This is a genomic window from Arthrobacter sp. Soil763 (assembly GCF_001428365.1).
Classification (GTDB): domain Bacteria; phylum Actinomycetota; class Actinomycetes; order Actinomycetales; family Micrococcaceae; genus Arthrobacter.
In genome coordinates, this window is record NZ_LMSH01000003.1 from 85,276 (window position 1) to 110,776 (window position 25,501).

26 protein-coding genes are annotated in these 25,501 nt (G+C 69.0%); 15 read left to right on the forward strand and 11 right to left on the reverse strand.

Annotated features, from left to right (window positions below):
* Positions 1 to 49 precede the first annotated feature (49 nt).
* Positions 50 to 385, reverse strand: a complete 336-nt coding sequence (locus tag ASG71_RS10145; RefSeq protein WP_056738848.1) for a cupin domain-containing protein — start codon at positions 383 to 385, stop codon at positions 50 to 52.
* A gap of 132 nt (positions 386 to 517) precedes the next feature.
* Between ASG71_RS10145 and ASG71_RS10150 the strand changes: the two genes are divergently transcribed.
* Positions 518 to 2,344 carry a RecQ family ATP-dependent DNA helicase gene (locus ASG71_RS10150; RefSeq protein WP_082575033.1) on the forward strand — a complete coding sequence of 609 codons (1,827 nt, stop codon included), beginning with the start codon at positions 518 to 520 and terminating at the stop codon, positions 2,342 to 2,344.
* 12 nt (positions 2,345 to 2,356) lie between these two features.
* On the opposite strand, the gene ASG71_RS10155 is transcribed toward ASG71_RS10150, so the two are convergent.
* A complete protein-coding gene (locus ASG71_RS10155; RefSeq protein ID WP_056738850.1) occupies positions 2,357 to 2,674 on the reverse strand; it encodes an acylphosphatase in 318 nt (105 codons plus the stop codon).
* 156 nt (positions 2,675 to 2,830) lie between these two features.
* Here ASG71_RS10155 and ASG71_RS17140 point away from each other — a divergent pair, with 156 nt between their 5' ends.
* Positions 2,831 to 3,097 carry a YegP family protein gene (locus tag ASG71_RS17140; protein WP_056738852.1) on the forward strand — a complete coding sequence of 89 codons (267 nt, stop codon included), beginning with the start codon at positions 2,831 to 2,833 and terminating at the stop codon, positions 3,095 to 3,097.
* Positions 3,098 to 3,340: 243 nt separating this feature from the next.
* Here the strand turns inward: ASG71_RS17140 and ASG71_RS10165 are convergent, their stop codons facing one another.
* Together ASG71_RS10165 and ASG71_RS16675 are read right to left on the reverse strand one after the other, a co-directional pair.
* Positions 3,341 to 3,952, reverse strand: coding sequence for a hypothetical protein (locus ASG71_RS10165; RefSeq protein ID WP_235564025.1), 612 nt, complete (start codon positions 3,950 to 3,952; stop codon positions 3,341 to 3,343).
* A gap of 211 nt (positions 3,953 to 4,163) precedes the next feature.
* Entirely contained in the window at positions 4,164 to 4,961 is a 798-nt protein-coding gene (locus ASG71_RS16675; protein ID WP_157366375.1) for a hypothetical protein, read from the reverse strand.
* A 161-nt stretch (positions 4,962 to 5,122) separates the two neighbouring features.
* Here ASG71_RS16675 and ASG71_RS10175 point away from each other — a divergent pair, with 161 nt between their 5' ends.
* Positions 5,123 to 6,358 carry a mechanosensitive ion channel family protein gene (locus ASG71_RS10175; protein ID WP_235564027.1) on the forward strand — a complete coding sequence of 412 codons (1,236 nt, stop codon included), beginning with the start codon at positions 5,123 to 5,125 and terminating at the stop codon, positions 6,356 to 6,358.
* 331 nt (positions 6,359 to 6,689) lie between these two features.
* On the opposite strand, the gene ASG71_RS10180 is transcribed toward ASG71_RS10175, so the two are convergent.
* Together ASG71_RS10180 and ASG71_RS10185 are read right to left on the reverse strand one after the other, a co-directional pair.
* The gene (locus tag ASG71_RS10180) at positions 6,690 to 7,547 is read right to left on the reverse strand and encodes a hypothetical protein (protein WP_056738860.1); all 858 of its coding nucleotides are present in this window, start codon (positions 7,545 to 7,547) and stop codon (positions 6,690 to 6,692) included.
* 136 nt (positions 7,548 to 7,683) lie between these two features.
* Complete coding sequence (locus ASG71_RS10185; RefSeq protein WP_056738862.1) at positions 7,684 to 8,550, reverse strand: DUF1295 domain-containing protein; 867 nt, start codon at positions 8,548 to 8,550, stop codon at positions 7,684 to 7,686.
* A 141-nt stretch (positions 8,551 to 8,691) separates the two neighbouring features.
* On the opposite strand from ASG71_RS10185, the gene ASG71_RS10190 reads away from it, so the two are divergent.
* Together ASG71_RS10190 and ASG71_RS10195 are read left to right on the forward strand one after the other, a co-directional pair.
* The gene (locus ASG71_RS10190; protein WP_056738864.1) at positions 8,692 to 9,135 is read left to right on the forward strand and encodes a DUF2177 family protein; all 444 of its coding nucleotides are present in this window, start codon (positions 8,692 to 8,694) and stop codon (positions 9,133 to 9,135) included.
* Positions 9,136 to 9,236: 101 nt separating this feature from the next.
* Entirely contained in the window at positions 9,237 to 10,211 is a 975-nt protein-coding gene (locus ASG71_RS10195; RefSeq protein ID WP_056738866.1) for an aldo/keto reductase, read from the forward strand.
* 86 nt (positions 10,212 to 10,297) lie between these two features.
* Here the strand turns inward: ASG71_RS10195 and ASG71_RS10200 are convergent, their stop codons facing one another.
* Positions 10,298 to 11,455, reverse strand: coding sequence for an adenosine deaminase (locus ASG71_RS10200; protein ID WP_235564029.1), 1,158 nt, complete (start codon positions 11,453 to 11,455; stop codon positions 10,298 to 10,300).
* Positions 11,456 to 11,503: 48 nt separating this feature from the next.
* Between ASG71_RS10200 and ASG71_RS10205 the strand changes: the two genes are divergently transcribed.
* Positions 11,504 to 14,080, forward strand: coding sequence for an excinuclease ABC subunit UvrA (locus ASG71_RS10205; protein ID WP_056738868.1), 2,577 nt, complete (start codon positions 11,504 to 11,506; stop codon positions 14,078 to 14,080).
* A gap of 252 nt (positions 14,081 to 14,332) precedes the next feature.
* Positions 14,333 to 14,971 carry a transglycosylase family protein gene (locus ASG71_RS10210; protein WP_056738870.1) on the forward strand — a complete coding sequence of 213 codons (639 nt, stop codon included), beginning with the start codon at positions 14,333 to 14,335 and terminating at the stop codon, positions 14,969 to 14,971.
* A gap of 94 nt (positions 14,972 to 15,065) precedes the next feature.
* On the opposite strand, the gene ASG71_RS10215 is transcribed toward ASG71_RS10210, so the two are convergent.
* Positions 15,066 to 15,638 carry a hypothetical protein gene (locus ASG71_RS10215; protein WP_056738871.1) on the reverse strand — a complete coding sequence of 191 codons (573 nt, stop codon included), beginning with the start codon at positions 15,636 to 15,638 and terminating at the stop codon, positions 15,066 to 15,068.
* 145 nt (positions 15,639 to 15,783) lie between these two features.
* Between ASG71_RS10215 and ASG71_RS10220 the strand changes: the two genes are divergently transcribed.
* The 8 genes from ASG71_RS10220 (at position 15,784) to ASG71_RS16405 (ending at position 23,083) form a co-directional block, all read left to right on the forward strand.
* Positions 15,784 to 16,686, forward strand: a complete 903-nt coding sequence (locus tag ASG71_RS10220; RefSeq protein WP_056738872.1) for an MSMEG_6728 family protein — start codon at positions 15,784 to 15,786, stop codon at positions 16,684 to 16,686.
* Positions 16,687 to 16,829: 143 nt separating this feature from the next.
* Positions 16,830 to 17,723: a nuclease-related domain-containing protein gene (locus tag ASG71_RS10225; RefSeq protein ID WP_082575035.1), complete on the forward strand. Its 894-nt coding sequence runs from the start codon at positions 16,830 to 16,832 to the stop codon at positions 17,721 to 17,723.
* A 45-nt stretch (positions 17,724 to 17,768) separates the two neighbouring features.
* Positions 17,769 to 18,707, forward strand: a complete 939-nt coding sequence (locus ASG71_RS10230; RefSeq protein ID WP_056738874.1) for an NAD-dependent epimerase/dehydratase family protein — start codon at positions 17,769 to 17,771, stop codon at positions 18,705 to 18,707.
* Between the two features lie 54 nt (positions 18,708 to 18,761).
* Entirely contained in the window at positions 18,762 to 19,151 is a 390-nt protein-coding gene (locus ASG71_RS10235; protein WP_056738880.1) for a DUF1622 domain-containing protein, read from the forward strand.
* 8 nt (positions 19,152 to 19,159) lie between these two features.
* Positions 19,160 to 19,897 (forward strand): YqjF family protein, encoded by a 738-nt coding sequence (locus ASG71_RS10240; protein WP_056738881.1) that lies wholly within the window; start codon positions 19,160 to 19,162, stop codon positions 19,895 to 19,897.
* A 16-nt stretch (positions 19,898 to 19,913) separates the two neighbouring features.
* The gene (locus ASG71_RS10245) at positions 19,914 to 20,525 is read left to right on the forward strand and encodes a dihydrofolate reductase family protein (protein ID WP_056738883.1); all 612 of its coding nucleotides are present in this window, start codon (positions 19,914 to 19,916) and stop codon (positions 20,523 to 20,525) included.
* Between the two features lie 526 nt (positions 20,526 to 21,051).
* Positions 21,052 to 21,720 (forward strand): DUF222 domain-containing protein, encoded by a 669-nt coding sequence (locus tag ASG71_RS10250; protein ID WP_321164507.1) that lies wholly within the window; start codon positions 21,052 to 21,054, stop codon positions 21,718 to 21,720.
* A gap of 70 nt (positions 21,721 to 21,790) precedes the next feature.
* Complete coding sequence (locus ASG71_RS16405; RefSeq protein WP_162254052.1) at positions 21,791 to 23,083, forward strand: IS30 family transposase; 1,293 nt, start codon at positions 21,791 to 21,793, stop codon at positions 23,081 to 23,083.
* Between the two features lie 76 nt (positions 23,084 to 23,159).
* Here the strand turns inward: ASG71_RS16405 and ASG71_RS10260 are convergent, their stop codons facing one another.
* From ASG71_RS10260 to ASG71_RS10270, 3 genes are read right to left on the reverse strand one after another with little or no spacing between them, the layout of a single operon-like run.
* On the reverse strand, positions 23,160 to 24,140 hold the full coding sequence (locus tag ASG71_RS10260) for an aldo/keto reductase (protein ID WP_056738887.1): 981 nt from the start codon (positions 24,138 to 24,140) through the stop codon (positions 23,160 to 23,162).
* 25 nt (positions 24,141 to 24,165) lie between these two features.
* Positions 24,166 to 24,927, reverse strand: coding sequence for an SDR family NAD(P)-dependent oxidoreductase (locus tag ASG71_RS10265; RefSeq protein WP_056738889.1), 762 nt, complete (start codon positions 24,925 to 24,927; stop codon positions 24,166 to 24,168).
* A gap of 46 nt (positions 24,928 to 24,973) precedes the next feature.
* Complete coding sequence (locus ASG71_RS10270) at positions 24,974 to 25,498, reverse strand: cyclophilin-like fold protein (RefSeq protein WP_157366377.1); 525 nt, start codon at positions 25,496 to 25,498, stop codon at positions 24,974 to 24,976.
* Between the last annotated feature and the right edge of the window lie 3 nt (positions 25,499 to 25,501).

Here is a 25,501-nt window from a genome sequence, read left to right on the forward strand (position 1 = left end):
CCTATCCGGGCGGGGGTCCGCGTCATGGGGACGTCATCCGGGGATCACCTCAGGTCTTCAGCTTGGCCACCGTCATGAGGATGGCCGAGTCCTCCTCGGCGTGCAGGCTGTGCAGTCCATCCGGGACGATCAGCAGGTCCCCGGCCTTCCCCTGCCAGGATTCGCCCGCGGACTGCAGCCGGACGCAGCCGCGGAGCACGAACACCGTGGCCTCCCCGGGGTTTTGGTGTTCGCTCAGCTGGGTTCCGGCTTTGAAGGCCATCACGGTCTGCCGGAGCACCTTCTCGTGTCCGCCGAAGACGGTGTCGGCGGCCCGCCCGCTGCCGGCTTCCAGTGCCGCCGCGACCTGCTGACGGGCCAGGGCCTCGATCGATATTTTCTGCATGGGCCCTACCGTACTCACGATCCCCGCCGCTGCCGAGGGCTTTCCGTCTCCCGGGGCCCGGCGGGGTAAGGGCTAGGCTGAAGACGTGGCTGAAGCAGACGGCCCGTCGAACGTCCCCGCGGAGTAGCACCCATGACCAACGCCACCGCAGGCACTCCTGCACCCAACGCGCCGACCCGCGCCCGCGCCTCGTCCAGCGACACCGGTTCCGCGGCCGACGTCGGCCTCCGCCGGCTCGCCGCGGACGCATTCCGCCTTCCGCACCTGCGCGACGGCCAGCTGGAGGGGATGCGGGCCCTCGCCGCCGGCCGGGACGTGCTGGCCGTGATGCCCACGGGCTACGGCAAGTCGGCTATCTACCAGGTGCCCGCCCTGCTGCTGCACCGCCGGAAGCAGGACGGAGACCGTCGAGGTCCTGCCCTGGTGGTGTCACCCCTGATCTCGCTGCAGGAAGACCAGCTCGACGGGCTGCTCGAGGCCGCCGGGCCGGGCGGCGCCGTCGCAATCAACTCCTCGCACAGCCCGGCCGAACAGGAACTGGCCTGGCAGGCGGCGGAAAGCGGCACCGCGGCGTTCCTGTTCCTGGCCCCCGAACAACTGGCCAAGGACAGCACGGTGGAACGGCTCGCCGCCCTGGCGCCCGCGCTGCTCGTGGTGGACGAGGCGCACTGCGTCACCTCCTGGGGGCACGACTTCCGGCCCGACTACCTGCGGCTCGGCGAGGTCCGCGCCCGGCTTGGAAACCCGACGACGGCGGCGCTCACCGCTACCGCCGCTCCCCCTGTCCGCGAGGAAATCCAGGCGCGCCTTGGCCTGGTCGACCCGCTGGTCCTGGTCCGCGGCTTCGATCGGCCCAACATCACCCTCGACGTCGTCCGGCACCACGAGGACAAGGAGAAGCGCCGGGCCGTGATCCGTCAGGCCACTGAGCTGATCGGGCAGCTGCACCCCTGCTCGCAGGACGGGGCGGAAGCCGACAGGTCCTGCGGCCTGATCTACGCCGCCAAGCGCAAAGACACCGAAAAGTACGCGCAGAAGCTCGCCCGCAACGGCCTCCGGGCCGCCGCGTACCACGCCGGCATGGCCGCAGCGGACCGCGCCGACGTCCACGAACGGTTCCTCGACGGCGAGCTGGACGTCGTCGTCGCCACCACCGCGTTCGGCATGGGAATCGACAAGCCCGACGTCCGGTTCGTCCTGCACGCCGACATCCCCGAGTCGCTGGACAGCTACTACCAGCAGTTCGGCCGCGCCGGGCGGGACGGGGCGCCTGCCCTGGCCGTGCTGCACTACCGCTCGGAGGACCTGGGGCTGCGCCGATTCTTCACCACGCATACCCCGGACGAGGCCTCACTCCGCGCCGTCCTCACTGCCCTGCGCGCCGCCGGCGGTCCGCTGCCCCGGGAGGAGCTGGCCGACCGGACGGGATTCCCGGCCCGGCGCCTCACCGGGCTGCTGAACGAACTGCAGGACACCGGGGCCGTCACCGCCGACCGGGACGGGGCAGGGCTCGACGCTGCGGCAGACCCGGAGCAGGTGCTGGCCCAGGCGGTGGAGCTCGCAGCGACCCGGGGCCGGGTGGAGCGGTCGCGCGTGGAGATGATGCGCGGGTACGCGGAGACCCACCGCTGCCGCCGCCAGTTCCTGCTCGGCTACTTCGGCGAGGACCACCCGGGGGCCTGCGGCAACTGCGACAACTGCGCTTCGGGCGCAGCTGCCACGGCCAGGACGGCCGGGGGCACCGCAGCTGCCGCCGACGAGCCTGGCGGTCAGGACGTGTCGGGCTTCCCGGTGAACGCCGCCGTCGTCCACGCCGAGTGGGGGCCGGGCCTGGTCATGCAGCACGACGGCGACGTGCTCACCGTGCTGTTCGAGAGCGCCGGGTACAAGACGCTGTCCCGCAGGGCCGTGCAGGAGCGGGGGCTGCTGACGCTGGCCCGAAAGGACGCCGGGCACTGAGAGCGGGACCGCTCAGTACACTACCCGGAAGTTACTGAAGGCGCCGGTAGCCGGAGACATGCGTTCCTCGACCTGGTCCACCCGGCCCGGCGCGTCTGCCGAGCGCAGCCAGCGCCGGAACTCCAGCACCACCGCCTGCGGCCCTTCGGCGACGACGCCGACCGTGCCGTCGTCGTTATTCCGAACCGTGCCCCGCAGACCCAGTTCCTCCGCCTTGCGTACCGTCCAGTAGCGGAAGCCGACCGCCTGCACCATGCCCTCCACCCGGGCCGTCAGCCGCACCGCGGCCCCGGAATCCGGCGCTCCGGAACGCCCAGCGAATTCAGCCATGCCTCTACCCTAGCCCCGCCCGACGGCCCGCGGCATCCGGGACTTTTGCCCCTTTCAGCCACCTGCGGGCCCTTGTGAGGGTGGAAGTAGACCTCCGGACACGGCATGCAGCGGACACCCCGCGCCGCCCTCCGGACCCCCTGAAAGGAAAAGAACATGGCAGGACAATTCGAGATCTTTACCGACGCTGAATCGAACGTCCGGTTCCGGCTGCTCGGCGCGGACGGCACTGTACTCGCGGTCTCCAAGGCCTTCGAGGACAAGCGCTCCGCGGCGGACGGCATCATGGCGGTCCGCGAGTGCGCCGGCACCGGACTGATCCGCGAAACGCACTCCACGCCCTGGGGCGGCACGACGTGGACCAAGAGCAGCAAAACTCCCCACCCGCACACCTCCCGGCGCCGCCACTTCCCGGCCGTCTAAACCCAACGCTCCCTCAGATCCGGCGCCTATCAACCTGATGCTCCCTCACGTCCGGTAGCTATTTGCCCGACGCTCCCTCACGTCCGCGGTCTACTAGCGCGCAGGAGACAGCACCGCCGCCTGAGGGAGCGACGCGGGAAGGACTGCCGGATGTGAGGGAGCGTCCCCAAAATCACCGCCAGATGTGAGGGAGCGTCCCCAAAAACACCCCCGAATGTGAGGGAGCGTCCGGGGTGGGTGGGGCTAGCTGGCGGGTTTGGCTGGCCGGAGCGAGGTGATCATGGTGCGGATCTGCTGGTATTCCTGGGTCGCGGCGTACCGCTGGGCTTTTTCGAGGTACGGCAGGGTTGGCGGCCCGGGGGTTAGGTTCTTGGCCGGGTCGTAGGTTCCGCCGAAGAGCGCTCCGCTCGGCGGCCAGAGGAAAAGGTGGAACATCGGGCAGGCCAGCGCGCCGGTCGCTTCCGGCATCATCGTGATTCCGTAGGCGGCCGTGGTGGTCGGCGTGGGGCCTGGGCCGGTGTCGTCGCCGCGGGACTCAAACACGAAGCGCGGCGCGGCGTGGTCCGCAGCCCCCGGCTCAAGCAGGGACTGGAGCGGCTGCGAGTCGAAGATCCGGTAGGGGTACTGCTCGATGCACTCGGCCCCGGTGACGATATTGGTGCGCAGCTCCGCCATCCGCTTCCCGGACGCATTAGTGACATCCACGAATGCTCCGCCCAGCGCACCGCCGGGGTCCCTGGCGGTCCAGTCCGGCGGGTAGTCGAAGGACAGTCCGTCCGAGGTGGTGAAGGTTTTCCAGTCCGGCGGAGGATCCTCGAGGCCCGCCGGGTTGCCGGACCCGGACGGTGCCGGCACCGAGCCCTGGGACGCCGACGTCGGCCCTGGCGAGGCGGTAGCCGGCGTCGAACCCGGCGGCACCGAAGCCGACGTCGTACCCGGCGAGGAAGGAGCCGGTGTCGAAGCGGCGGTACCCCCGTCGCCGGGAGCGGGCGCAATCCCGCAGCCGCCCAGCAGTAAGACGACACCCAGAACAGCCGCCGCTCCCCCACAGCGCGCCATCGTCGGGTTACTTCCCCGTCGGCCGCAGGGACATCATCGCCTGCTTGATGACCTTGTATTCGGCGGTGTCCATGTACACCTCCGGCGTGTCCACGTGCATGGGCTTGCCCGGGGTGGTGTCGAACGGGTCATAGACGCCGCCGAACGATGCCGAGCGCGGCGGCCAGGCAAAGACGTGGGAGATCGGGCAGGCTTCAGTCCCGGTGGGCGCCGGCGCCGAGGTGATGCCGTATGCGAAGGTATTGGGCTTGCCCGGGTCGGCGGGGGTGGCGTTGACCCGTGCCTCGTAGCTGAACCGCGGCGTCACACCGCCCCGGGCCAGCGCCGGAATCGGGGCGGAGTCGTAGACCATGAACTGCGATTTGGCCGTGCACGCCGGTCCGGGTCCCACGCCTGTGCGCAGCCGGGCCATCGTCTTGCCGTAGTCGCTGACCAACGCCGCGCCGTCGTCCGATTCCTTGACGGACCAGGTTGGCGGGTAGTCGAAGGTCAGGGTCCCGCCGGGGGTGGTGTAAGACTTCCAGCCCGCCGGGGCGGCCGTCGTCGCTTCCGGCGCCGGGGTGGACGCCGTCGTGCTGGGCGAAGCGGTGCCGGGCGAAGCAGGGCTGGGGGACGCAGTGGCGGAAGTCGAAGCCGTCGCGGAAGCTGAAGTCGTCTCCGGCGGGCTGCTGGTGGCCGGTGCCGCGGCGGGAGACCCGCACCCGGAGAGCACGATCGCCAGGCCGGCTCCAATCAGTCCGAATCCGCCAGCAGATGTGCCTCGACGCATGTCACCCTCCCCCTGAGCCGCAAGTGGTGGCTCCATTCTGGGCTCCTGCGCCGCGGAAGCAAGGGCCGAAGGTCCCGCCGGCATCCCAGCGCAACGGCACGGCGAGGGACACCCGGACCCGCCACCACTGCGTGAGCCGCCTCACCTAACGGTCCGTCGATTTCAAATGCCCGCCGAACCTTGCTAGTCCTTAAAGGATGCAAGATTTCCTTAACCCCGCCATGCCCTTCATCGCCGTGGCCCTGGCCGTGGCCGCCGGGCTGACCGCCTCCTGGCTGGTCCGGCGCGTGGTCCTGCAGCTCAACCGCAAGCAGGAAGCGCTGCGGGAAACGTCCCGGGTGGCGCGCCTGCCGCTGCGGTTCGCGCTCTGCCTGATCGCGGTGCGGATCGCGCTGGTGCTCACCACCGACAACGCCGAGTGGCGCCGCAACGTCGACCACGCCCTGCTGATCGGGCTGATCGGATCGGTCGCGTGGCTGGCCATCGCGGTGCTGCTGATCATCGAAACCATGGTCCTGACCCGTTACCGGGTGGACGTGGCGGACAACCGGCGCGCCCGGCGGCTCAGGACCCAGGTCATCCTGGCCCGGAGGATCGGCGTCGCGCTGGTCGCGATCGTCGCCCTCGGCGCCATCATGCTGACGTTCCCGGCCATTCAGGCCCTGGGCGCGGGCCTGCTCGCCTCCGCCGGCGTCATCTCGATCGTGGCCGGCCTCGCCGCGCAGACCTCCCTGGTCAATGTCTTCGCCGGCATCCAGCTCGCCTTCACCGACGCGATCCGGGTGGACGACGTCGTCGTGGTGCAGAAGGAGTGGGGCCGGATCGAGGAGATCACCCTGACCTACGTGGTGGTCCACATCTGGGACGACCGGCGGCTGATCCTGCCCTCGACCTACTTCACCACCACCCCGTTCGAGAACTGGACCAGGCGCCAGTCCGAGGTGATGGGGACCGTGGAGTTCGACCTGGACTGGCGGGCTCCGGTCGAGGCCATGCGCGCCGAATTGAAGAAGGTACTGGCCTCCACCGAGCTCTGGGACCAGCGGGTGGGGATCCTGCAGATTACGGACGCGACGGCGGGCTTCGTCCGGGTGCGCATCCTGGTCAGCGCCGGGGACAGCGCCTCGCTGTTCGACCTGCGCTGCTTGATCCGCGAAGAGCTGGTGCTGTTCCTGCAGCAGGAATACCCGACGGCGTTGCCGCACGTCCGGCTCGAATCGATGCCGTCCGCCCCAGCCTCCACACAGCCGGCGGCCCGGCGCCCCGGGAAGGTCGCCGCCGCCGACGAAACCGCCGCCCGGCTGCCGTCCGACCCGCACGATTCGCAGCTGTTCACCGGCTCGATCGAGGCCGTGCAGCGCTCCCGCGCCTTCACCGGACCCGGTGAGGACGTGTTCGAGGACCGGGACAAGTCGATCGCGGCGCAAAACTAGGCGGGCTCGCTTCTCTTCCCTCTCCGCCGGGGCGGGTCGATAATCGGTGCCATGACCATTCCCCCAGCGCCCGAGCCTGACCCGTTTCCGCCGGAGCCTGGGCCGACGTCGCCCGAGCCGCAGCCTGGCGACCCGTTTCCGCCCGAGCCCGGACCCACACCGCCGTCGCCCGTCCCCGCCCCGGGGCCAAGTCCGACGCCGGGACCCGCGCCCGGGCCGCTACCGATCCCGGATCCCGGCCCGGTTCCGCCGCCATCCCGACCGGACCCCACGCGGTTCTAGCCGGCGTCACGCGTGGGTGACGCCGAGCCGCTGTCCTTCCTTTCGAGGGTTAGCCGAAGACGATGTCCTTGGTGCGGTGGTCGTACTGGATGACCAGCAGGCCGCCGCGGTGGTGGATCTCGTGGTTCGCGCCGTCGAAGTGGCCGAAGGCGCCGTAGTTCTCGTCCCAGGAGCGGTTGATCGCGATCTTGAAGCTGTAGGAACCGGCGGGCAGGTCAGCGGAGAGCTTCCAGAGCTGGTCCACCTCGTCCAGCTGCATCTGGGATTCGTCGTACTGCGGCGCCCAGTTGGCAGGGGCGCCGAGCAGCACGTTGAAGTCACCGGCGACGGCGACCTCGGCCGGCTGCTGAACGGCTTCCGGCGCGGACGCCTGGGCTTCCCCGGCGGCTGCTTCGGAGGCGGCGGACTCGGCTTTCCGCTTCCGGACCGCCTTCGCTACCGGGGCGACGGCTTCCTCGACCAGCTTGGCGGCGGCGTCCGCCACCTTCTCAGCCACCTGCACAGCCTTCGGCGCGGTTTTGGCCGCGGGCTTCCCGGCGGGGGCGGCCGGCAGCGGGGTGTCAGCGGGCGGCTGAGTCCCGGCGTCGAGCGCTGCGGTGAAGGCGGCGGGGTCGGCGAACGCCACCGTGGCCCGCTGGCCGTCCTCGGTGATGGTCCAGCCGGAGCGGCCCTTGACCAGCCAGCCAGCCTTGACCAGCTTGGCGGTGGCGCTGGTGAGCGCCTTGTGGCCGCGCGGGATTCCGCCGCTGAGGAGCTCGCGCTCGCGATCGTTGAGCGGCACCCGGGCGATCGCCTCGCCGAGCACGACCCCGGCGTTCAGTTTTTCGCCCGACCACACCCCCTCGGCCAGGACATCCAGCACGGCCTTCAGTCGAAGGTTGGTGTTTTCCGCAGCGTTCGCGCCCATGGGTCTCCTTTAGAAGCTATTGATCCACCTGCATTTTGCCAAGGTTCGCCGGGTTCCGCGACTGGACGGGGAGATCCCCGTGTGTCGTGACCCGATATGACGCTCCGGCGGACGGTCCGCCGCCACCCGAACCGACTCAGAACTTCGGGATCAGGACCGGTGTGTTCTTCTTGTAGGCCTCATAATCGGCCTGCCCGCCCCACTTCTTGTCCGCCTTCTGCTCCAGGTGCGGTACACCGCTGACCTTCGTTATCAGCAGGGCCACGAAGACCGGCGAAATCAGGGCCACCCACTGCCACCCCTGCAACACGGGCAGCGCGATGATGGCCACGCCGATCCAGAGCAGGATTTCGCCAAAGTAGTTCGGGTGCCGGGACTTCGCCCAGAGGCCCGTCGAGATGAACTGGCCCTTGTTGGCCGGGTCCGCGCTGAACCGCGATTTCTGGGAGTCGGCCACAACCTCGAAGCTGAACCCGGCCACCCAGACGAGCAGGCCGGCCACGGCAAACCAATCCAGCCCGACCCGGTTCGCCGACGTCATGGCCACCCACGCCGCGGCGGCGGTGAAGGCGATCCAGATCCCCTGTATGGTCCAGACGCTGAGGAACCGGACGAAGGAGGGCTTGATCTCGTCGAAGCGGTCGTCCTTGCCGGCCTCGCTGATCCGGCGGAACAGGAAGGAACCCAGCCGCGTCGCCCAAACCAGCACCAGCGCGGCCAGCAGCAGCCCCCGCGCGTCGATTCCCGGGGTGAGCAGGACCAGCAGCAGCGTGACCGCGATATAGCTCAGCGACCCGGTCAGGTCATAGAACCGCTCGGTCTGGGCAAGGTACGCCGGGATGAACACCAGCCACTGGATCAGGAACGCGGCCACCACGGCCAGTGCGAACACCGGCACCCCGCCCACTGCCGCCCCGTCCTGGCTGCCGGCCCAGGCGAGTCCGGCACCGAGCAGGACCACCACCGGGATGGCGGCGAGCGCCTTGCGTTCGGATTCCTTCATGGACGGTTCCTTCCGTTGGCGGCCCCGGATCTGGTAGCCGGCGCTGACTACTAAGCCTACGAACTAGTATTGGGGAAAGTTCCAGTTCCACCGGTCATGCCCCCAATCACTGAACGTGCATCCAGCCCCGAAGGAGCCCCCATGACCCGTCCGCTCAGGAAGTGGCTGCTGGCCTATGCGGTGGCCGCCGTGATTTTCGCCGGGATCGACGCCGTCTGGATTTTTACCGTGGCCAACCCCCAGTACCGCAGCCAGATCGGGCACCTGCTCCCGGCCAGCTTCAACGCCGTCGGTGCCGTCCTGTTCTATCTGGTCTACGTCGCGGGGATCGTCCACTACGGCATCCGGCCCGGCGACGCCCGCGCCACGCTGCGCAGCCGGGCCGCGGGAGGGGCGCTGTTCGGCTTCTTCACCTACGCAACCTGGGCGCTGACGGCCTTCGCCGTGCTCAAGGACTTCCCCGCCGTCGTCGCCGTCACGGACATCGCCTGGGGCGCCGCGGTGTGCGCCGTCGTCACCGCCCTTACCGCGGTGATCCTGCGCCTGAACCGTACCCGCTCCGGGACCCAGCCCGCCAGGAACTGAACGACCGTTGCCCGGGGCAATCAGGCTGGCTAGAGTTGCCTGACCGCCGCCGCCCGGAAGGGCCCATCCGCGGCACTCCCCCCTCTGGTCAGGAGATCCCCATGGAATCACGTACCCTCGGCTCGCTTACCGTCTCGGCCCTCGGGCTGGGCTGCATGGGCATGAGCGAGTTTTACGGCCACGGCGACGAGCAGGAGTCCGTCGCCACCATCCACGCCTTCCTCGACGCCGGCGGAACCCTGCTGGACACCGCCGACATGTACGGCCCGTTCACCAACGAAAAACTGGTCGGCGGCGCCATCGCCGGCCGGCGCGACGACGTCGTGCTCGCCACCAAGTTCGGCAACGAACGCCGCGAAGACGGATCCTGGGTCGGCATCAACGGCCGGCCCGAGTACGTCCGGGCCGCGTGCGACGCCAGCCTGCAGCGCCTCGGCGTCGACCACATCGACCTGTACTACCAGCACCGGGTGGACAAGACCGTGCCGATCGAGGACACCGTCGGCGCGATGGCGGAGCTGGTCCAGGCCGGCAAGGTCAAGCACCTGGGACTCTCCGAAGCCAGCGCCGACACGGTCCGCCGCGCCCACGCCGTGCACCCGATCACCGCGCTGCAGACCGAGTATTCGCTCTGGGAACGCGAGCCCGAGACCAAGATCTTCCCGGTGCTCGCCGAACTCGGCATCGGCTTCGTCCCCTACAGCCCGCTGGGCCGCGGCTTCCTGACCGGACAGCTGCGCAGCGAGGAGGACTTCGCCGAGGATGACTTCCGCCGGCACTCACCGCGCTTCCAGGGCGAGAACTTCACCCGCAACCTGGCCCTCGTGGACCGGGTGACCGAGCTGGCGACGGAGAAGGGCTGCACCCCGGCGCAGCTGGCCCTGGCCTGGCTGCTGGCCCAGGGCGAGCACATCGTGCCGATCCCGGGGACCAAGAAGCGCGAGCGGCTGCGCGAGAACCTGGGCGCCGTCGACGTCGACCTCACCCCGAGCGACTTGGCCCGGCTCGATGAGCTGGCCCCGGCCGGCGCCGCTGCGGGTGCCCGCTACCCCAACATGGGCAGCATCGACGCCTAACCCCGCTCTAACCCCCGGGTTGCTCTATCACTTATGGCTCCTATCCGGCAGGTTTGGCAGCCATAAGTGATAGAGCAACGGCGGGGTCAGCGGCCGGAGGCGGCCAGTTCGGCCAGCAGCTCCGTTTTCCGGTCCTCGTCCGCGAAGGAGGACCGGATGGAGTTCGCCGCGAGGCGCACGCAGTCGAAGTCGGACAGGCCGATCTCGGACCGGAGCCGGGCAAAGTTGTCATCGACGTAGCCGCCGAAGTACGCGGGGTCGTCGGAGTTAACGCTGACGTTGAGCCCGGCGGCGAGCATGGCCGGCAGCGGGTGCTCGGCCAGGGTGTCGACGGCGCGGAGCCGGACATTGGACAGCGGGCAGACGGTCAGGGGCATCAGCTCGTGCACCAGCCGCTCCACCAGGTCGGTGTCCTCCATGCAGCGGATGCCGTGGTCAATCCGTTCCACGCCGAGGACGTCCAGCGCCTCGATGATGTACGCCGTCGGGCCCTCCTCACCGGCGTGCGCGATTCGCCGCAGCCCGGCCTCCTTGGCCCGGGCGAAGAGCCGCTGGAACTTCGACGGCGGGTTGCCCACCTCGGCGGAGTCCAGGCCGATCCCGGCAATCGGGGCGTCCATGGCGAGGAGTTGCTCGAGGACCTCCAGGGCGGAGTCCTCGGAGAGGTCGCGCAGGAACGCCGCGATCAGCAGGGTTGAGATGCCGAACTCCTGCTGGGAGGTGGCCAGCACCGAGGCCACCCCGTTCACGCAGGTGGCCAGGGAGACCCCGCGGGACAGGTGGGCCTGCGGATCCATCATGATCTCGGCATGGCGCACCCCGGCCGTGGCGGCGCGTGCGAGGTAGGCCCGGGTCATGTCCGCGAAGTCCTGCTCGGTCTGCAGCACGGCCATGTTCGCGTAATACAGGTCCAGGAACGACTGCAGGTCCGTGAACTCATAGCGGGCCCGGAGCTCGTCGAGGTCCGCGTAGGGCAGCGTGATGCCGTTTCGTTCGGCGAGCGCAAAGATCAGCTCCGGCTCCAGCGTGCCCTCGATGTGCAGGTGCAGCTCCGCCACCGGCAGCGTCGTGCGGGCATCCGTCGGGCGGACCCCCTCGGTGCTGCCCTCGGCGCCGGCCTCCTCGGTGCTGGCCTGGCCAGGGCGGACTTCATCAGCGCGGACTTCATCGGTGCGGGCCTCGGCGGCGTCCCCGGGAACGCCCTCCGCCTGCGGCGCCCCGGCGCCGCCGTCGTAAGTTTCCATTCGGTAAGGATATGCCCGGCGCAAGCCAAGGCGGATAGAGTCGAACAGATGCAGAATACCCAGCAGGCTTTCGATCCCGCCGCCCCGACGCCGGACCACACCGCGGACGGCTACGTCCGGGTCCGCGGCGCCCGGGAAAACAACCTGCGGAACGTCGACGTCGACGTGCCCCGGGATGCGATCGTCGCCTTCACCGGCGTCTCCGGATCCGGGAAGTCCTCACTCGCGTTCGGCACCATCTACGCCGAGGCCCAGCGCCGCTACTTCGAATCCGTGGCACCGTACGCCCGCCGCCTCATCCAGCAGGGCCACAACCCGAAGGTGGAGCTGATCACCGGGCTGCCGCCCGCCGTCGCGCTCCAGCAGCGCCGCGGCATCGCCAGTTCCCGCTCCACGGTGGGCACCGTCACCACACTGTCCAACTCGCTGCGCATGCTCTTCTCCCGCGCCGGCAGCTACCCCGACGGCGCGGCGCCGCTGGATTCGGACGCGTTCTCCCCCAACACCGCCGCCGGCGCCTGCCCGGAATGCCACGGCCTGGGCATCGCCCACACCGTCACCGAATCCTCGCTGGTCCCGGACCCGTCGCTGAGCATCCGCGACGGCGCGATCGCCGCCTGGCCCGGCGCCTGGCAGGGCAAGAACCTACGCGACATCCTCACCCACCTCGGCTACGACGTCGACACCCCCTGGCGGAAACTGCCCAAGAAGCACCGCGACTGGATCCTCTTCACCGAAGAACAGCCCGTGGTCGAGGTGACCCCGCAGCGGGACCGCGTCGCGAAACCGTACAAGGGCCGGTTCTGGAGCGCCCGCAGTTACGTGCTGCACACCCTCGCCGATTCCAAGAGCAGCACCATGCGTGACCGCGTCCTGCGGTACATGGAGACCGGACCCTGCCCGAGGTGCGGCGGCAGCGGCCTGCGCCCGGAGGCCCTGGCCGTGACCTTCGCCGGCAAGACCATCGCCGAACTCAACGCCGTTCCGATGACCGAACTCGCGCAGATCATCCGGCCCACCACGGAGCTGACGTCCGCCGGGACCGCCTCGCGCAAGCAGTCCTCCGGGGAGTCCAACGAGGTGGCCGTCGCCATCACCCGGGACCTGCTGCAGCGCGTCACCGTGCTGCTGGACCTCGGCTTGGGCTACCTCGCGCTGGGCCGCGCCACGCCCACGCTCTCCCCCGGCGAGATGCAGCGGCTGCGGATCGCCACCCAGCTGCGTTCGGGTCTGTTCGGCGTGATCTACGTGTTGGACGAACCCTCCGCCGGCCTGCACCCGGCCGACGCCGAACCCCTGCTAGCGGTGCTGGACCAGCTGAAGTCCTCGGGGAACTCGGTGTTCGTGGTGGAGCACAACATGGACGTGGTGCGCCGTGCCGACTGGCTGGTGGACGTGGGTCCGCGCGCCGGCGAGGGCGGCGGCGAGGTGCTCTACAGCGGCCCGGTCGCCGGGCTTGCCGAGGTCGAGGCCTCCGTCACCCGGCCCTTCCTGTTCCCGGACAGCAACGGTGAGGAGCCCGACGGCGGTCCCGCCCGCGGCGGCAGGCCGGAGGGCGGCACCCGGGAGCCTGCGGGATGGCTGGAACTACGGGACATCAGCCGCCACAACCTGCAAAACCTTGACGCCCGCTTCCCGTTGGGTGTCCTGACCGCCGTCACCGGTGTCTCCGGCTCCGGCAAGTCGACGCTGGTCAGCCAGGTGCTGGCCGAGGTCGCCGGGACGTGGCTGCACGGGGGCAGCGCTGCACCGGAAGACACGGACGCCGACGCCGGGGACGAGGCCGGGGAGATTGCCGCGCCGCTGAGCATCGGCCACGTCACCGGGCTGGAGCGGATCGACCGGCTGGTGAAGGTGGACCAGAAGCCGATCGGCCGGACCCCGCGGTCCAACCTGGCCACCTACACCGGGTTGTTCGACGCGGTGCGCAAGGAGTTCGCCGCCACCGACGAGGCGAGGGCCCGCGGCTTCGGCGCCGGCCGCTTCTCCTTCAACGTCGCCGGCGGACGCTGTGAAACCTGCCAGGGTGAGGGCTTCGTCGCCGTCGAACTACTCTTCCTGCCCGGCAGCTACGGCCCCTGCCCGGAATGCCATGGCTCCCGCTACAACCCGGAGACCCTGGAGGTCAGCTACCACGGCAAGAACATCGCCGACGTCCTGGGGTTGACCGTCAACGCAGCTGCCGAGTTCCTGGCCGGTGTCCCCGCCGCCGCCCGGGCGCTGCAGGCGCTGCGCGAGGTGGGCCTGGGTTACCTTCGCCTGGGCCAGCCCGCCACCGAGCTCTCCGGCGGTGAGGCCCAGCGCATCAAGCTCGCCACCGAGCTGCAGCGCGCCCAGCGCGGCCACTCGCTGTACCTGCTGGACGAGCCCACCACCGGGCTGCACCCGGCCGACGTCGAACTCCTGATGGCGCAGCTCCACCGCCTGGTGGACGCGGGCAACACGGTGGTGCTGGTCGAACACGAGATGGCCGTGGTCGCCGCCGCGGACTGGGTGATTGACCTGGGACCGGCCGGAGGCGACGCCGGCGGAAAGATCATCGCCGCCGGGGAACCCGCCGCCGTCGCGGGGTCCAAAAAGAGCCGCACCGCGCCGTACCTGGCTGCCGTGCTGGGCGGCATCTAGCGCATCGTCGCAGGTGAGGCCCTGCTTCACAGAACCAAGTCAATTTTGGTAACGGCTTGATAACGGACACGGCCTCGTCTAGCGTGGGGAGCGTGTCCGGGGTTCCCCGGCATGGATGCCAGGTGCTGCCTCCACCGTGAACTACCCAACCGGCAGACACCGCAAGATGACCTCTATTGTCAGGGGTGGGTAGTGGCGCGACAACGTCCGGGGACGGACCGAGCGCAGGTGGCCCTCAGGAGCAGCTAACCCATGAAGACTTCATCACTCAGCACTGTCGCGCGCCGTGGAGCAGCCTTGGCCGCCGTTTCGGTTGCAGGCGTCGCCCTTTCCGCCGGCGCCGCAACTGCGGCCACCCCGGCCGCGACCAGCACGTCCACCTGGGACGCCCTCGCCCAGTGCGAGAGCGGCGGCAACTGGAGCACCAACACCGGCAACGGTTTCTCCGGCGGCCTGCAGTTCACCCAGAGCACCTGGGCCGCGCACGGCGGCACCGGTTCGGCCGCGGACGCCAGCCGCGAGCAGCAGATCGCGGTGGCCCAGAAGGTCCAGGCCAGCCAAGGCTGGGGCGCATGGCCTGCCTGCGCCGCGCAGCTTGGCCTCAGCGGCGGCGCGTCGACCGCAGCCCCGGCCGCGCAGGCACCGGTCCAGTCCGTCCCGGTCCAGGGCGCAGTCCAGACCGCCGCGCCGGTCCTGACGGCGCCGCGGCACGCCGCCCCGGTGGCGCTCAGCGGCGAGACCTACACCGTCAAGAGCGGCGACAGCCTCAGCAAGATCGCCAAGGCCCTGAAGATCGACGGCGGCTGGCAGGCCCTCGCCGACGCGAACGCGGACACGATTTCCGATCCGGACGTCGTGCTGGCCGGTCAGGTGCTGCAGCTTCCGGCCTAAACCGTCGGCGGTGACGCACCGCGAAGGCCTAAAACGACGACGCCGGGCGCCCTGGGGGGCGCTCCGGCGTCGTCGTTTTTGTGGTCTCAGGCGGCTAGGCCGTGCGGGGCAGTTCGCGGATGATCCGCACTTTCCACGCGGCGTCGTCGCTGGTATCCAGCAGAGCGACGGTGCCGTGCGCGAGGTGCAGGGCGACGCGCTTGGCCGCCAACAGGTCCAGGTAGAGCTGTTCGTTCATCCGAGCGGGGGTGTCGATGACGTACTTCACGGCGTCGCGGACTTTGCGGTAGTTGTCGCTGCGTTCACGGTGCAGGTGGAGTTCGAGCATCCGGCGCTGCCGCAGCCGCGGTTCGTGCCGGTTCAGCCAGGACACCGCGGCGTGGACAGCTACCACCACCGCCAGCGAGACCGCATAGATCTCCCACCCGCTGGAGAGCAGGAACAGCGGGAGGTTGGCGATCGCGACGACGGCAATCAGGAGGCGGAACGCCAGGATCCGGCGCATCGTCAGCGCGACCGAGGCCAGCGCGGCGCGGAATCCGTGCTGTTCCTTGCGGGCGGCGGCGGGGTCCAGGGTGAATTCTTCAAGCACCAGGATGCCATTGGCTTCCGGGCCGAGCATCTGTCCGTATTTGGGCGCAGAGGGCGCCGTGGTTGAAGGGGTCATGGCGGGGTCTTCCGTGCGACGGGGTGGTTCCGGTACATGATAAATCTCCGGGCTGGGAGGTGTCTGTGGGTATCCGTAATGTGAACACCCTCACCTGCGGCGGCCAGCAATTGGTGTTGCGCGCCGGTGGCCCCAAACTGGAGAGATGCAGACTTTCCTTCCCTTCCCCGATTTCCGGCAAAGCGCGGCCGCGCTGGACCAGCTGCGGCTGGGTAAGCAGCGCGTCGAGGCGCTGCAGATGCTGCGCGCGCTGGTGATCCCCCACTACGGCTGGCAGTCCCACCCGGCGGTGCGGATGTGGATGGGACACGTCCCGGCGCTGACCATGTACGGCCTAGCCATGGCGGACGAATGGGTCGCCCGCGGCGGCGAGGACACCACCCGGGACAAGATCATGGAGTTCGCCCCGCAGGCGGCGCACCCGGACTATGCTGCCAAAATCCCCATGCCGTACTGGCTGGGGAACCCGGAATTCCACCTCAGCCACCGGTCCCGGCTGCTGGCCAAGGAACCGGGCTTTTACACCGACGTCTTCCCCGGCACGGACCCGGACCTGGAGTACGTGTGGCCGGAGCCCAAGCACGAGCTGCTTCCGGAAGATCCCGCGGGCGACCGGATGTGGGTGCTCCGCCTCCCGCTCGAGGACACTGATCCGGAACAGCTGAAGACCATCAGCCTGCCCCCGGCTGGGCGCGCCAAGACCGCCCCCGCCACTGACGAATACCAGTTCGTCTACGTGGACGACCGGTCGCGCCGCCCGGCGAAGAACGCGCGCAAGCGCCCGGCCGCGCCGCCCGTGAAGAAGCCCACCCGCAAGCGTCAGGCGCAGGAGGAAGCGTTCACCACGCTGCCCGGCAAGTCCGTAGTGGCCATCCCGTTCGACGGCGGCCGCTCGTTCGCCGTCGGTGAGGTCCAGGGCCGGCCGATCACGGTGGAGGGCCAGTTCGCCCGGAACTTCCAGGTCAAGGAGATCCTCTCCCGCAACGACTTCGACTACCCGGCCCTGCTGCAGGATCCCCGGGTCTTCTTCCCGATCGCCGCGCCCTGAGCCGGCAGACCTAGCGGTTCGCGCAGCTGCATTGCTTTTGCGCCCAAAATGACTGGGAAACTGCCCGGCTCTGACATATGGTGTCAGCCATCGCCGCACCAATCGGGCCGCGGTGCACTGCCAGAGCTACTTTGGGGGAAGTCATGGCCGCAGGAGATGGCGCTGCCGAACAGTCTCGACTAGCAGCAGAACGCGTCACACGGCTGCGACGGGAGTTGGACCAGGCGGAGCGGACGGCTCACGCCTGGGCGGTGGGCGCGGCCGGCGAAGCCTTGGTGGCGAAGAAAATCACGGAGCTCGAGGGTTTAGGCTGGCTCGCCCTCCACGACGTTCACTGGCCGGGCCGCCCGAAGGCCAACGTGGACCACATCCTCGTCGGCCCAGGGGGCATCGTGGTGGTGGATGCGAAAAACTGGAGCGGCGAAGTCCGCCTTCGGGCGGGAATCCTCCGGCAAAACGGGTACACCCGGGAGCCGGAGATCGCGGGGGTACTTCAGCAGAGCGCAGCAGTTGCGGCACTCCTCGATCCGAACCACCGCCGCCTCGTGCAGGGCTGGATCTGCTTGGTGGGCCAGCCGGAGCTGCGCGGCACAACGAACAGCGGCATAAGGCTGCAGGGACTGAACACGCTGGTGCCGGCGGTGGCCGCACTTCCGGCCGTGCTGGACACCGCGCTGGTGCCCATCATCCACGGTTATTTGCAGCAAGCGCTGGGCGGCACCACCAGTCCCCAGTTGCTCACCACGGCACAGTTCGTTCCCCAGCAGCGCTCTGCCGGACAGTTTGGCCCGCCCGACGCCCCTGCGGCGACGCTCCGCCAATGGCGGTCACGCCCAGCACCGACTAGGAACACCGGGCCGAAGCGCAGCTCCCGTGGCCGGTCGAAACGCCCCAGTTGCCTGGCGGCCCTCTTGCAGTTCCTCCTCGTCATTGTCGTGGCGATGATGGTTATCAACTACGCCTCCCAGTACCGCCCTGCGGCGCCCACGGCTCCGCAGCCGACGCCGTCGATCAGTCAGGCGCCCCCGCCGCGCTAGCCGATCCCCGACCCGGCCCACCGGATTTGCTGGCAAACTGGCGGTATGACTGTACTGCTGGCCGGTTGCGGCGACCTGGGGACTGAGGCGGGCCTGCGTTTTGCCGCGGCCGGACACCGTGTGATGGGCTGGCGGCGTTCGCCGGAGAAGCTGCCTGCCGTGATCGACGGCGCCCGGGCTGACCTGACCGCCGGGGACCTGCCGCCAGTCCCCGCGGACACCACCGCCGTCGTCGTCGCCGTTGCCGCGGATGCACCCACCGAGGAGGCGTACCGGGCGGCCTACGTGGACGGCCTGGCCCGGGTGCTCGACGCCGTGACGGCCTCCGGCGCCCCGGTCCGGCGGGTGCTCTTCGTTTCCTCCACGGCCGTGTACGGCGGGGCCGACGGCGGCTGGGTGGACGAAACGACGGCGCCGGACCCCGGCGGGTTCTCCGGCCGGATCATCCGCGAGGCGGAGGACCTGCTTTCCCGTCGGCTCGAGGGCACCGGGATCACGCCCGTGGTGCTGCGGCTCGGCGGAATCTACGGACCGGGCCGGACCAGGCTGATTGACCAGGTGCGCAGCGGAAAGGCCACGGTGCCGGCGGAGTCCCGGTTCACCAACCGTATCCACCGCGACGACGCCGCGGCCGCGATCGTGCACCTTTGCACCATGGCCGCCGAGCCGGCACCGCTGTACGTGGGCGTCGACGACGAACCGGCCGAGCTCGGCGAGGTGCTGCGGTTCCTTGCCGCCGAGCTGGACCTGCCGGAACCGGCGCCGGAGGCGGCCGGCTCGACGTCGGGCGACTCCACGCCGGAGGGCACGACGCCGGGCGGCTCCAAGGGCGGCGCCGGCTCCAAGGGCGGGGAGCCGGGACGCGGCGGGAACAAGCGCGTCAGCAACGCGCGGCTGCGCGGCACCGGTTTCACCTTCGCGTATCCGAGCTACCGCGAGGGCTACCGGGCCGTTCTGGCCGGCGTCGGCGAGCGCCACCCCTGACGGGCCCCGGCCGGGCGCAGCGTTCGTTCTTCCGACTATCCTCCGAGGGGCAGCATGGACTTCCAGCACATCATCGAGACGGTCGGCCGGTTCATGGATTTTGCCGGCGTCGCGGTCATGGTCGTAGGCGCGCTCGTGTCGCTGCCGCTGGCGCTGCGGGGCTTCCAGCCGCGGCGGCTGCCGGCCGGCGTCGAGCCGCTTTCGGTGTATCGGTCCTACCGGCAACTGCTGGGCCGTTCGATCCTGCTGGGACTGGAACTGCTGGTGGCGGCGGACATCATCCGGACCGTGGCCGTCACCCCGACGTTCGAAAGCGTGGGCGTGCTGGCCATCATCGTGTTGATCCGGACCTTCCTGAGCTTCTCGCTGGAGCTTGAGATCACCGGACGCTGGCCGTGGCAAAAGCAGCCCTCGGGTGCGCAGGCGCCGTCGGCCGCCGAATGAACCCGACGATGAGCGCCGATCCGTGGCCCCTGCCGCCCGAGCTGCCCCGCCCGGTGATCATGGAGCAGCGGTGGACCGACGCCGTCTTCCTGCATTGGCGCATCCCGCGGGCGGTCGCGGCGCCGTTCATGCCGCGGGGCGTGGAACCGGATACCTTTGACGGGTCGGCTTGGGTGGGCCTGATCGGCTTCCGCATGCAGGGCGCCGGCCTGGGGCGCGGACCGGGAATCCCCTACTTCGGGAGCTTCAACGAGATCAACGTCCGGCTCTACTCCCGCGAGCCGGACGGGACCCGGGGCGTGGTGTTCCTCAGCCTGGATGCCTCCCGTCTGGCGGTCGTCCTGGCCGCGCGCGCCGCCGGCATCCCCTACGTGTGGTCGCGGGACAGGTTCCTGCCCGCGGGCGCCGCGGACCCGGCCACCGGGTATTCGGTCCGGCGCTTCCGCCGTGGGGCGCGCAGCGACTTTGCTGCGGTCCCGGAGCTCGACGCCGAGACCGCCGACCCGCTCTCCGTGCACCTCACGGCGCGCTTCGGACTGCACAGCCGCTTCCGCGGCCGCACCCTCTACACTCCCAACACCCACACCCCCTGGCCGCTATACAACGCCCGGCTGGCCGGGCTGGACGACCAGCTGGTCGCGGCCGCCGGCATCACCGTGACCGGACCGCCGGAATCGGTGCTGTTCTCCCCCGGCGTCCGCACCCAGTTCGGCCGGCCGCGGGTGCTGGACGGAACCCGACCGTAGAAAAGGAGTAACGACAATGGGCTCAATCGTGGTGCAGGCGTTCATGACCCTCGACGGCGTGGTCCAGGCCGGCGGCGGTCCGGACGAGGACCGTGAGGGCGGATTCCCCTACGGCGGCTGGCAGTCCGGCTACAGCTCCGCGGAGGACGGCGAGATCGTCCCGGAGTGGGAGAGCCGGACCGAGGCCCTGCTGCTGGGCCGCAAGACCTACGACATCTTCGCGGGCTCCTGGGGCGTCTGGGACGAAGCGGCGGGCGGCTTCCAGGGTGAGCTGACCCGGCGGTACAACCGCATCCCCAAGTACGTCGCCTCACGCACGCTGACCGGGCTCGGCTGGAAGAACTCCCAGTTGCTGGGCCCCGACATCCCGGCCGAGGTGCGGAAGCTCCGCGCGGCTACAGACGGGGAGATCCGCGTCTGGGGCAGCACGGAACTGATCAGGACCCTGGCCGTCCATGACCTGGTCGATGAATACCGGCTGGTCGTTTACCCGCTGGTCCTGGGCACCGGGAAGAAACTGTTCCCTCCCGGGTTCCCGCTGACCAGGCTCACCCTCGTCGCGAGCCGGGCACTTTCCTCCGGTGTGCTGGTCAATATCTACCGGCCGGCCGGTGCCGCTGCGACGTGACCACCCGGACCGGCCCGGGCCACACGCCGAGGTTGGGCCTGCGTCGATGCGGGAACCACAGCATTCCGCAGCGCTTAGTGTCAGTGGTCGCTGATGGAATAGATGCATGGGAATCAGCGCAGCGTTCCTTCACCACAAACTCGGTCCTGCCGGCTCCGGGGCAGCCAATAATGTCACAGGTCCTTGGTTGGATTAGGACATGGGAATCGGTGCAGCTCTCATCACGCATCCGGCCGGCGGGCCGGCTGGTGAGGGGCGCGGCGCCGGTTCTTCAGGACGGGGGGCGGGCTGCGGGGGAACAGACGGTGGGGAGGCACTCGGTCCGGATATAGCCGGCGGTGACGTGCCCGTTGCTGTTGTTCCGGCGGCTGCTGTGCCGGGCCAGGAGTTGGACGCCGTACTGGGGTTGTTGCGGGGTGCGTGCGCGACGGCGGTGGCGGACACGGCGCTGCTGGACTTCGGGCAGGCCGCGGACTACGCCGGCCGGGTCGAGGAGATCTCCCGCGCCGCCGAGTANGCGACGGCGGTGGCGGACACGGCGCTGCTGGACTTCGGGCAGGCCGCGGACTACGCCGGCCGGGTCGAGGAGATCTCCCGCGCCGCCGAGTACCTGCAACTGGTCGCCGCGGGTGCGGTGAACCGGGCCCGGCTCGAGGCCCCGGACGCGCTCCCGGCCACCGACGGGTACCGCAAAACCGGGGACTTCCTCCGCGACCGGCTGCAGATCAGCGCCGGCGAAGCCCGCCGCCGCCTCACCCTCGCCGGGAACACCCTGCCCCGCACCGGCATGACCGGCCAACCCCTGCCCCCGGTCCACGAAGGACTCGCCGAAGCCCTCGCCGCCGGCGCTGTCCCGTCCCGCTCCGCGACCCTGATCACCCTGGCCCTGGACCGGGTCCGGCCCCTGACCGACGAGGACACCCGGAACCGGATGGAACACGCCCTCACCGCCACCGCCGTCGACCACGACCCGGACTTCCTGGCCCGGGTCACCCGCCGCTGGGCCGACGCGATCGACCAGGACGGGACCGAACCCTCCGAAGAAACCCTCCGCCACCTCCAGGGCGCCTTCATCCGCACACCACGCCACGGCCTGCACCACCTGGAAATCTTCGCCACCACCGACCAATACGAACACGGCGGTTTCTCACAAACGTCGCAACACCGACTGAAAGTGGTGTTGTTTCATGCGTAGTTCGACGCGCCGATCGAGGAAAATGGGCCCTCCGGGCTTGGTTGAGAAGAAGCCCTTGTACGTTCAGCTCATGAAAGAAGGCCACTCGAACCGCGCGGCATGCAGGATTCTTGCCATCAACCCGAACACGGGCCTCCGTTGGTTGAATGGACGCAACGGGGTCGAGGGCTTGGTGCAGCAAGGCTTGGATCCGCGGCCCCGCAAGGCTGTTCCTGCGGCAGCTGTATCCAGCCGGTATTTGTCAGAAGACGAACGCATCTACATTGCCGACCGTTTGCTGGTTCGGGCGAGTCTCCGATCCATTGCTCGTGACCTTGGACGGTCACCGGCCACGATCAGCAGGGAGGTGGCTCGGAATCGTCCCGACGCACGTCGCTATCATCCGTTCCGTGCCCAGAAAATGGCGCAGAAGCGAAGGCCGAGGCCAAGGCTGCCCAAACTTGCTGGTGATGACGAGTTGCGGCAATACGTTGTGGAGTGTCTCTCGAAGCGATGGAGTCCTCAGCAGGTGTGCCAAGCCCTGCGGGAACGGTTTCCAGGCGAGAAGCACAGACATCTGGTGCATGAAACGATCTACCGTGCGCTCTACCATCTGAGCATCCGCCCCATTCCATCGGGGCCTGCCCGGCTGCTGCGCTCGGGTAAGTTCAGCCGGCGGCCTCGGTCCAGGACCAAGGTGAAGCCACGCCAGTACATGGCCGATGCCCTGAAGATCGGTGACCGCCCAGCCCACATCGCTACCAGGGAAGAGGCCGGCCATTGGGAAGGGGATCTCATCATGGGGAAGGGGAACAGATCAGCAATAGTGACGCTGGTTGAACGCTCTTCCCGGCTCCTCGTCGCCTTTGCGCTCCGCCCCGGAACCAGGTCCGACAGCATGCGCGACCAGCTCATTGAGGCGCTCGGAGTCATGCCGGTCACGTTGCGGAGGACCTTGACGTGGGACCGGGGATCCGAGATGGCCAAGCACGCCGAGGTGACTGCCGCGCTGGGGACGCTCGTGTACTTCTGTGATCCGGCCAGCCCCTGGCAACGTGCTTCGAATGAGAATGCCAATGGCCTGCTCCGCCAGTACTTTCGTAAGGGTGCAGACCTCAGCGCGGTCGAACAAGCTGAAGTCCGCTTCGCCGCCGATGAGATCAACGGACGGCCGCGAGCCGTCCTCGAGTGGGATAGCGCAGCCGCGCGCTTTGCTTCCCTCCAAAACGCTGCTGCACTTCACACCAAGGCGGTTTCCGAAGGCACCGAAAAAACGGCTCGGCTGCCCACAGCCGGGGACAGTTCAATAGGGTTATCCACCGCTACGGCGACCAGGGAGCTACCCCACCGGCTCCCAATTCCAGCCGTGGATAACCCGAATTGACGCCCGGCTGTGGACAGCTGGAGTCCAGCTCGAGTGAAAGGAAACTGTCGGTTACTCCATGTGTTGTTCCTTCTGGTCAGAGGTCGATCGAGGCCATGTTGGCCTCGTCGTGCCGTGCCCCTGCCGCGGGCCGGAGCGAGTTCAGACGTTCGAGCTGGTCGTCGGTGAGGGTAATGCCGACGGCCGCGGTGTTCTCCTCGACCCGGGAGACGCGGCGGGTGCCGGGGATCGGGGCGATGTCCCCGCCGCGGGTCAGCAACCAGGCCAGCGCGGTCTGGGCTGGAGTCGCGCCAATTTCTGCGCCGATGCTCTGGACTTCGTCGACGATCGCGAGGTTGCGGCGGAAATTCTCGCCCGTGAAGCGGGGGTTGGTTTTGCGCCAGTCGTCGTCGGCGAAGTCGTCGACGGAGCGGATCTGGCCGGTCAGCAGGCCGTGGCCGAGCGGTGAGTACGGGACGAAGCCGACGCCGAGTTCGCGCAGCAGCGGCAGGATCTCCTCTTCGACGTCGCGCGTCCACAGCGAGTACTCGGTCTGCAGCGCGGTCACGGGCTGCACGGCATGTGCGCGGCGGATCGTGGCCGGGGACGCTTCGGACAGTCCGAAGTGCAGTACCTTGCCCTCGGCGATCAGGTCAGCGACCGCACCGGCGGTTTCCTCGATGGGGGTGTTCGGATCGACCCGGTGCTGGTAGTAGAGGTCGATGTGGTCGGTGCTGAGGCGCTTGAGGGAGCCCTCAACGGCGGACCTCACGTTAGCCGCGCTGCTGTCGATCACGCCGGGGCCGCCGCCCTTGTGCGAGACGAGCCCAAATTTCGTGGCGATCTTGACCTGGTCACGGCGGCCCTTGATGGCCTGGCCGACGAGTTCCTCGCTGAGGAACGGGCCGTAGATCTCGGCGGTGTCGATGTGGGTGACGCCGAGGTCGAGGGCGCGGTGGATGGTGCGGATCGATTCAGCGTTATCCAGGATCCCCTCGCTGGTGTAGGTGCCGGCCATGGTCATGGCACCGAGTCCGATGCGGGAGACTTCCAGGCCTCCGAGGCGTGCGTTCTTCATGCTGTGATTCCTTTCGGGGTGGTTTTCAGGCCTGGGACGTGGGCATGGCCCACAGCTCGGCGATGGAGGATCGGCGCGGACGGGTCACCATAAAGGCGATGCTGTCGGCGATATCCCCAGGCTGCAGCGGCTCGGGGATGGCGTCCGAGGCGGCGAGTTCGTCCTTGATGGTGTCGTTGTTGTGCGAGACGAGTTCGGTGTCGACCGCGCCGGGCTCGAGGACGCCGACGCGGACGTGCTTCTTGGTGACTTCCTGGCGCAGGGCCTCGGTGAAGCCGTTCACGCCGAACTTGGTCATGTTGTAGACGCCGTAGTTCGCCCACGCCTGCCGCCCGGCGATCGAGGAGATGTTCACGATGTCGGCCACTTCCCGGAGCTCGTCCTTGGCCGCCTTGAGCAGGTGCGGCAGTGCCGCGTTAGTCATGTAGAGCAGGCCGTTCTGGTTGACGGCGATCATCCGCTCCCATTCCTCAACATCGGCGCCAACAATCGGGCCAAGGAGCATGAGGCCGGCGTTGTTGATCAGGATGTCGAGCCGTCCGAAGTGGTCAGCGACGGTCGCTACCGCCTGCTCGGCTTGGGCGCGGTCGGTGATGTCTGCTTCGATAGCCAGGGCGGTGCCGCCTGCGGCTTCAATGTCGGACACCAGCGTGTCGAGCCGGTCTTTTCGGCGGGCGACGACGGCGACGGATGCGCCGTGCCGGGCGAGGCTGCGGGCGGTCGCCGCTCCGATGCCGCTGCTGGCGCCTGTGACGATGGCGATGGTTCCGGCCAGTTGTGAATTCACGAGTGGGATGTCCTTGCTCCTTGGTGTTTGAACCGGGTGGGGCGGGTTAGCCGCGCTCGATGCGCATGTCTACGTTGTCGGGGAGGTTGTCGAAAACGCTCAGGTCCGAGGTGATCTCTCCCATTTTCGTGAGGGTGGGGACGGAGCTGGTCTCCTCGTAGATGATGGTGATGCTGTCGAGGGGGTTGTAGTAGACGATGTCTCCGGGTTGTACGTCCGTGTAGAACGGGCCCGTCTCCGTCATGGGGGCAGAGAGCTCGCTGATGTACTCGATGCCGGCGTTGCGGAACCAGGGCAGCGTCACAGGGAGCGTGGCCGCGAAGTCCTGGGCGACCTGGGTGTCATTGAGGGTCGCGGTCATGACCACATCGCCGGCGGTGATGGTGATCGGAGTCCCGTCCGTGGAAGCCTCGGCCGGGGCCGACGGCTCGGTAGTGGTTGTGGTGGACGGGGCAGTTGCCGCGCCCGGGGATGTGGTGGTGGTGTTCTCGGCCGCGGGTGCGGAACATGCTGCGAGGGCGATCGCGGCCGTAGAGACGAGGGCGACAAGGGACAGAGATTTCTTCATCATTTC

Coding starts and splice junctions, on each gene's coding strand:
- ASG71_RS10150 (WP_082575033.1), top strand. CDS start 518: ATGACCAACGCCACCGCAGGCACTCCTGCACCCAACGCGCCGACCCGC.
- ASG71_RS10220 (WP_056738872.1), top strand. CDS start 15,784: ATGCAGACTTTCCTTCCCTTCCCCGATTTCCGGCAAAGCGCGGCCGCG.
- ASG71_RS10175 (WP_235564027.1), top strand. CDS start 5,123: ATGCAAGATTTCCTTAACCCCGCCATGCCCTTCATCGCCGTGGCCCTG.
- ASG71_RS10180 (WP_056738860.1), bottom strand. CDS start 7,547: ATGGGCGCGAACGCTGCGGAAAACACCAACCTTCGACTGAAGGCCGTG.
- ASG71_RS10230 (WP_056738874.1), top strand. CDS start 17,769: ATGACTGTACTGCTGGCCGGTTGCGGCGACCTGGGGACTGAGGCGGGC.
- ASG71_RS10240 (WP_056738881.1), top strand. CDS start 19,160: ATGAGCGCCGATCCGTGGCCCCTGCCGCCCGAGCTGCCCCGCCCGGTG.
- ASG71_RS10235 (WP_056738880.1), top strand. CDS start 18,762: ATGGACTTCCAGCACATCATCGAGACGGTCGGCCGGTTCATGGATTTT.
- ASG71_RS16675 (WP_157366375.1), bottom strand. CDS start 4,961: ATGGAGCCACCACTTGCGGCTCAGGGGGAGGGTGACATGCGTCGAGGC.
- ASG71_RS10245 (WP_056738883.1), top strand. CDS start 19,914: ATGGGCTCAATCGTGGTGCAGGCGTTCATGACCCTCGACGGCGTGGTC.
- ASG71_RS17140 (WP_056738852.1), top strand. CDS start 2,831: ATGGCAGGACAATTCGAGATCTTTACCGACGCTGAATCGAACGTCCGG.
- ASG71_RS10215 (WP_056738871.1), bottom strand. CDS start 15,638: ATGACCCCTTCAACCACGGCGCCCTCTGCGCCCAAATACGGACAGATG.
- ASG71_RS16405 (WP_162254052.1), top strand. CDS start 21,791: ATGAAAGAAGGCCACTCGAACCGCGCGGCATGCAGGATTCTTGCCATC.
- ASG71_RS10190 (WP_056738864.1), top strand. CDS start 8,692: ATGACCCGTCCGCTCAGGAAGTGGCTGCTGGCCTATGCGGTGGCCGCC.
- ASG71_RS10185 (WP_056738862.1), bottom strand. CDS start 8,550: ATGAAGGAATCCGAACGCAAGGCGCTCGCCGCCATCCCGGTGGTGGTC.
- ASG71_RS10225 (WP_082575035.1), top strand. CDS start 16,830: ATGGCCGCAGGAGATGGCGCTGCCGAACAGTCTCGACTAGCAGCAGAA.
- ASG71_RS10145 (WP_056738848.1), bottom strand. CDS start 385: ATGCAGAAAATATCGATCGAGGCCCTGGCCCGTCAGCAGGTCGCGGCG.
- ASG71_RS10270 (WP_157366377.1), bottom strand. CDS start 25,498: ATGATGAAGAAATCTCTGTCCCTTGTCGCCCTCGTCTCTACGGCCGCG.
- ASG71_RS10200 (WP_235564029.1), bottom strand. CDS start 11,455: ATGGAAACTTACGACGGCGGCGCCGGGGCGCCGCAGGCGGAGGGCGTT.
- ASG71_RS10205 (WP_056738868.1), top strand. CDS start 11,504: ATGCAGAATACCCAGCAGGCTTTCGATCCCGCCGCCCCGACGCCGGAC.
- ASG71_RS10155 (WP_056738850.1), bottom strand. CDS start 2,674: ATGGCTGAATTCGCTGGGCGTTCCGGAGCGCCGGATTCCGGGGCCGCG.
- ASG71_RS10260 (WP_056738887.1), bottom strand. CDS start 24,140: ATGAAGAACGCACGCCTCGGAGGCCTGGAAGTCTCCCGCATCGGACTC.
- ASG71_RS10195 (WP_056738866.1), top strand. CDS start 9,237: ATGGAATCACGTACCCTCGGCTCGCTTACCGTCTCGGCCCTCGGGCTG.
- ASG71_RS10210 (WP_056738870.1), top strand. CDS start 14,333: ATGAAGACTTCATCACTCAGCACTGTCGCGCGCCGTGGAGCAGCCTTG.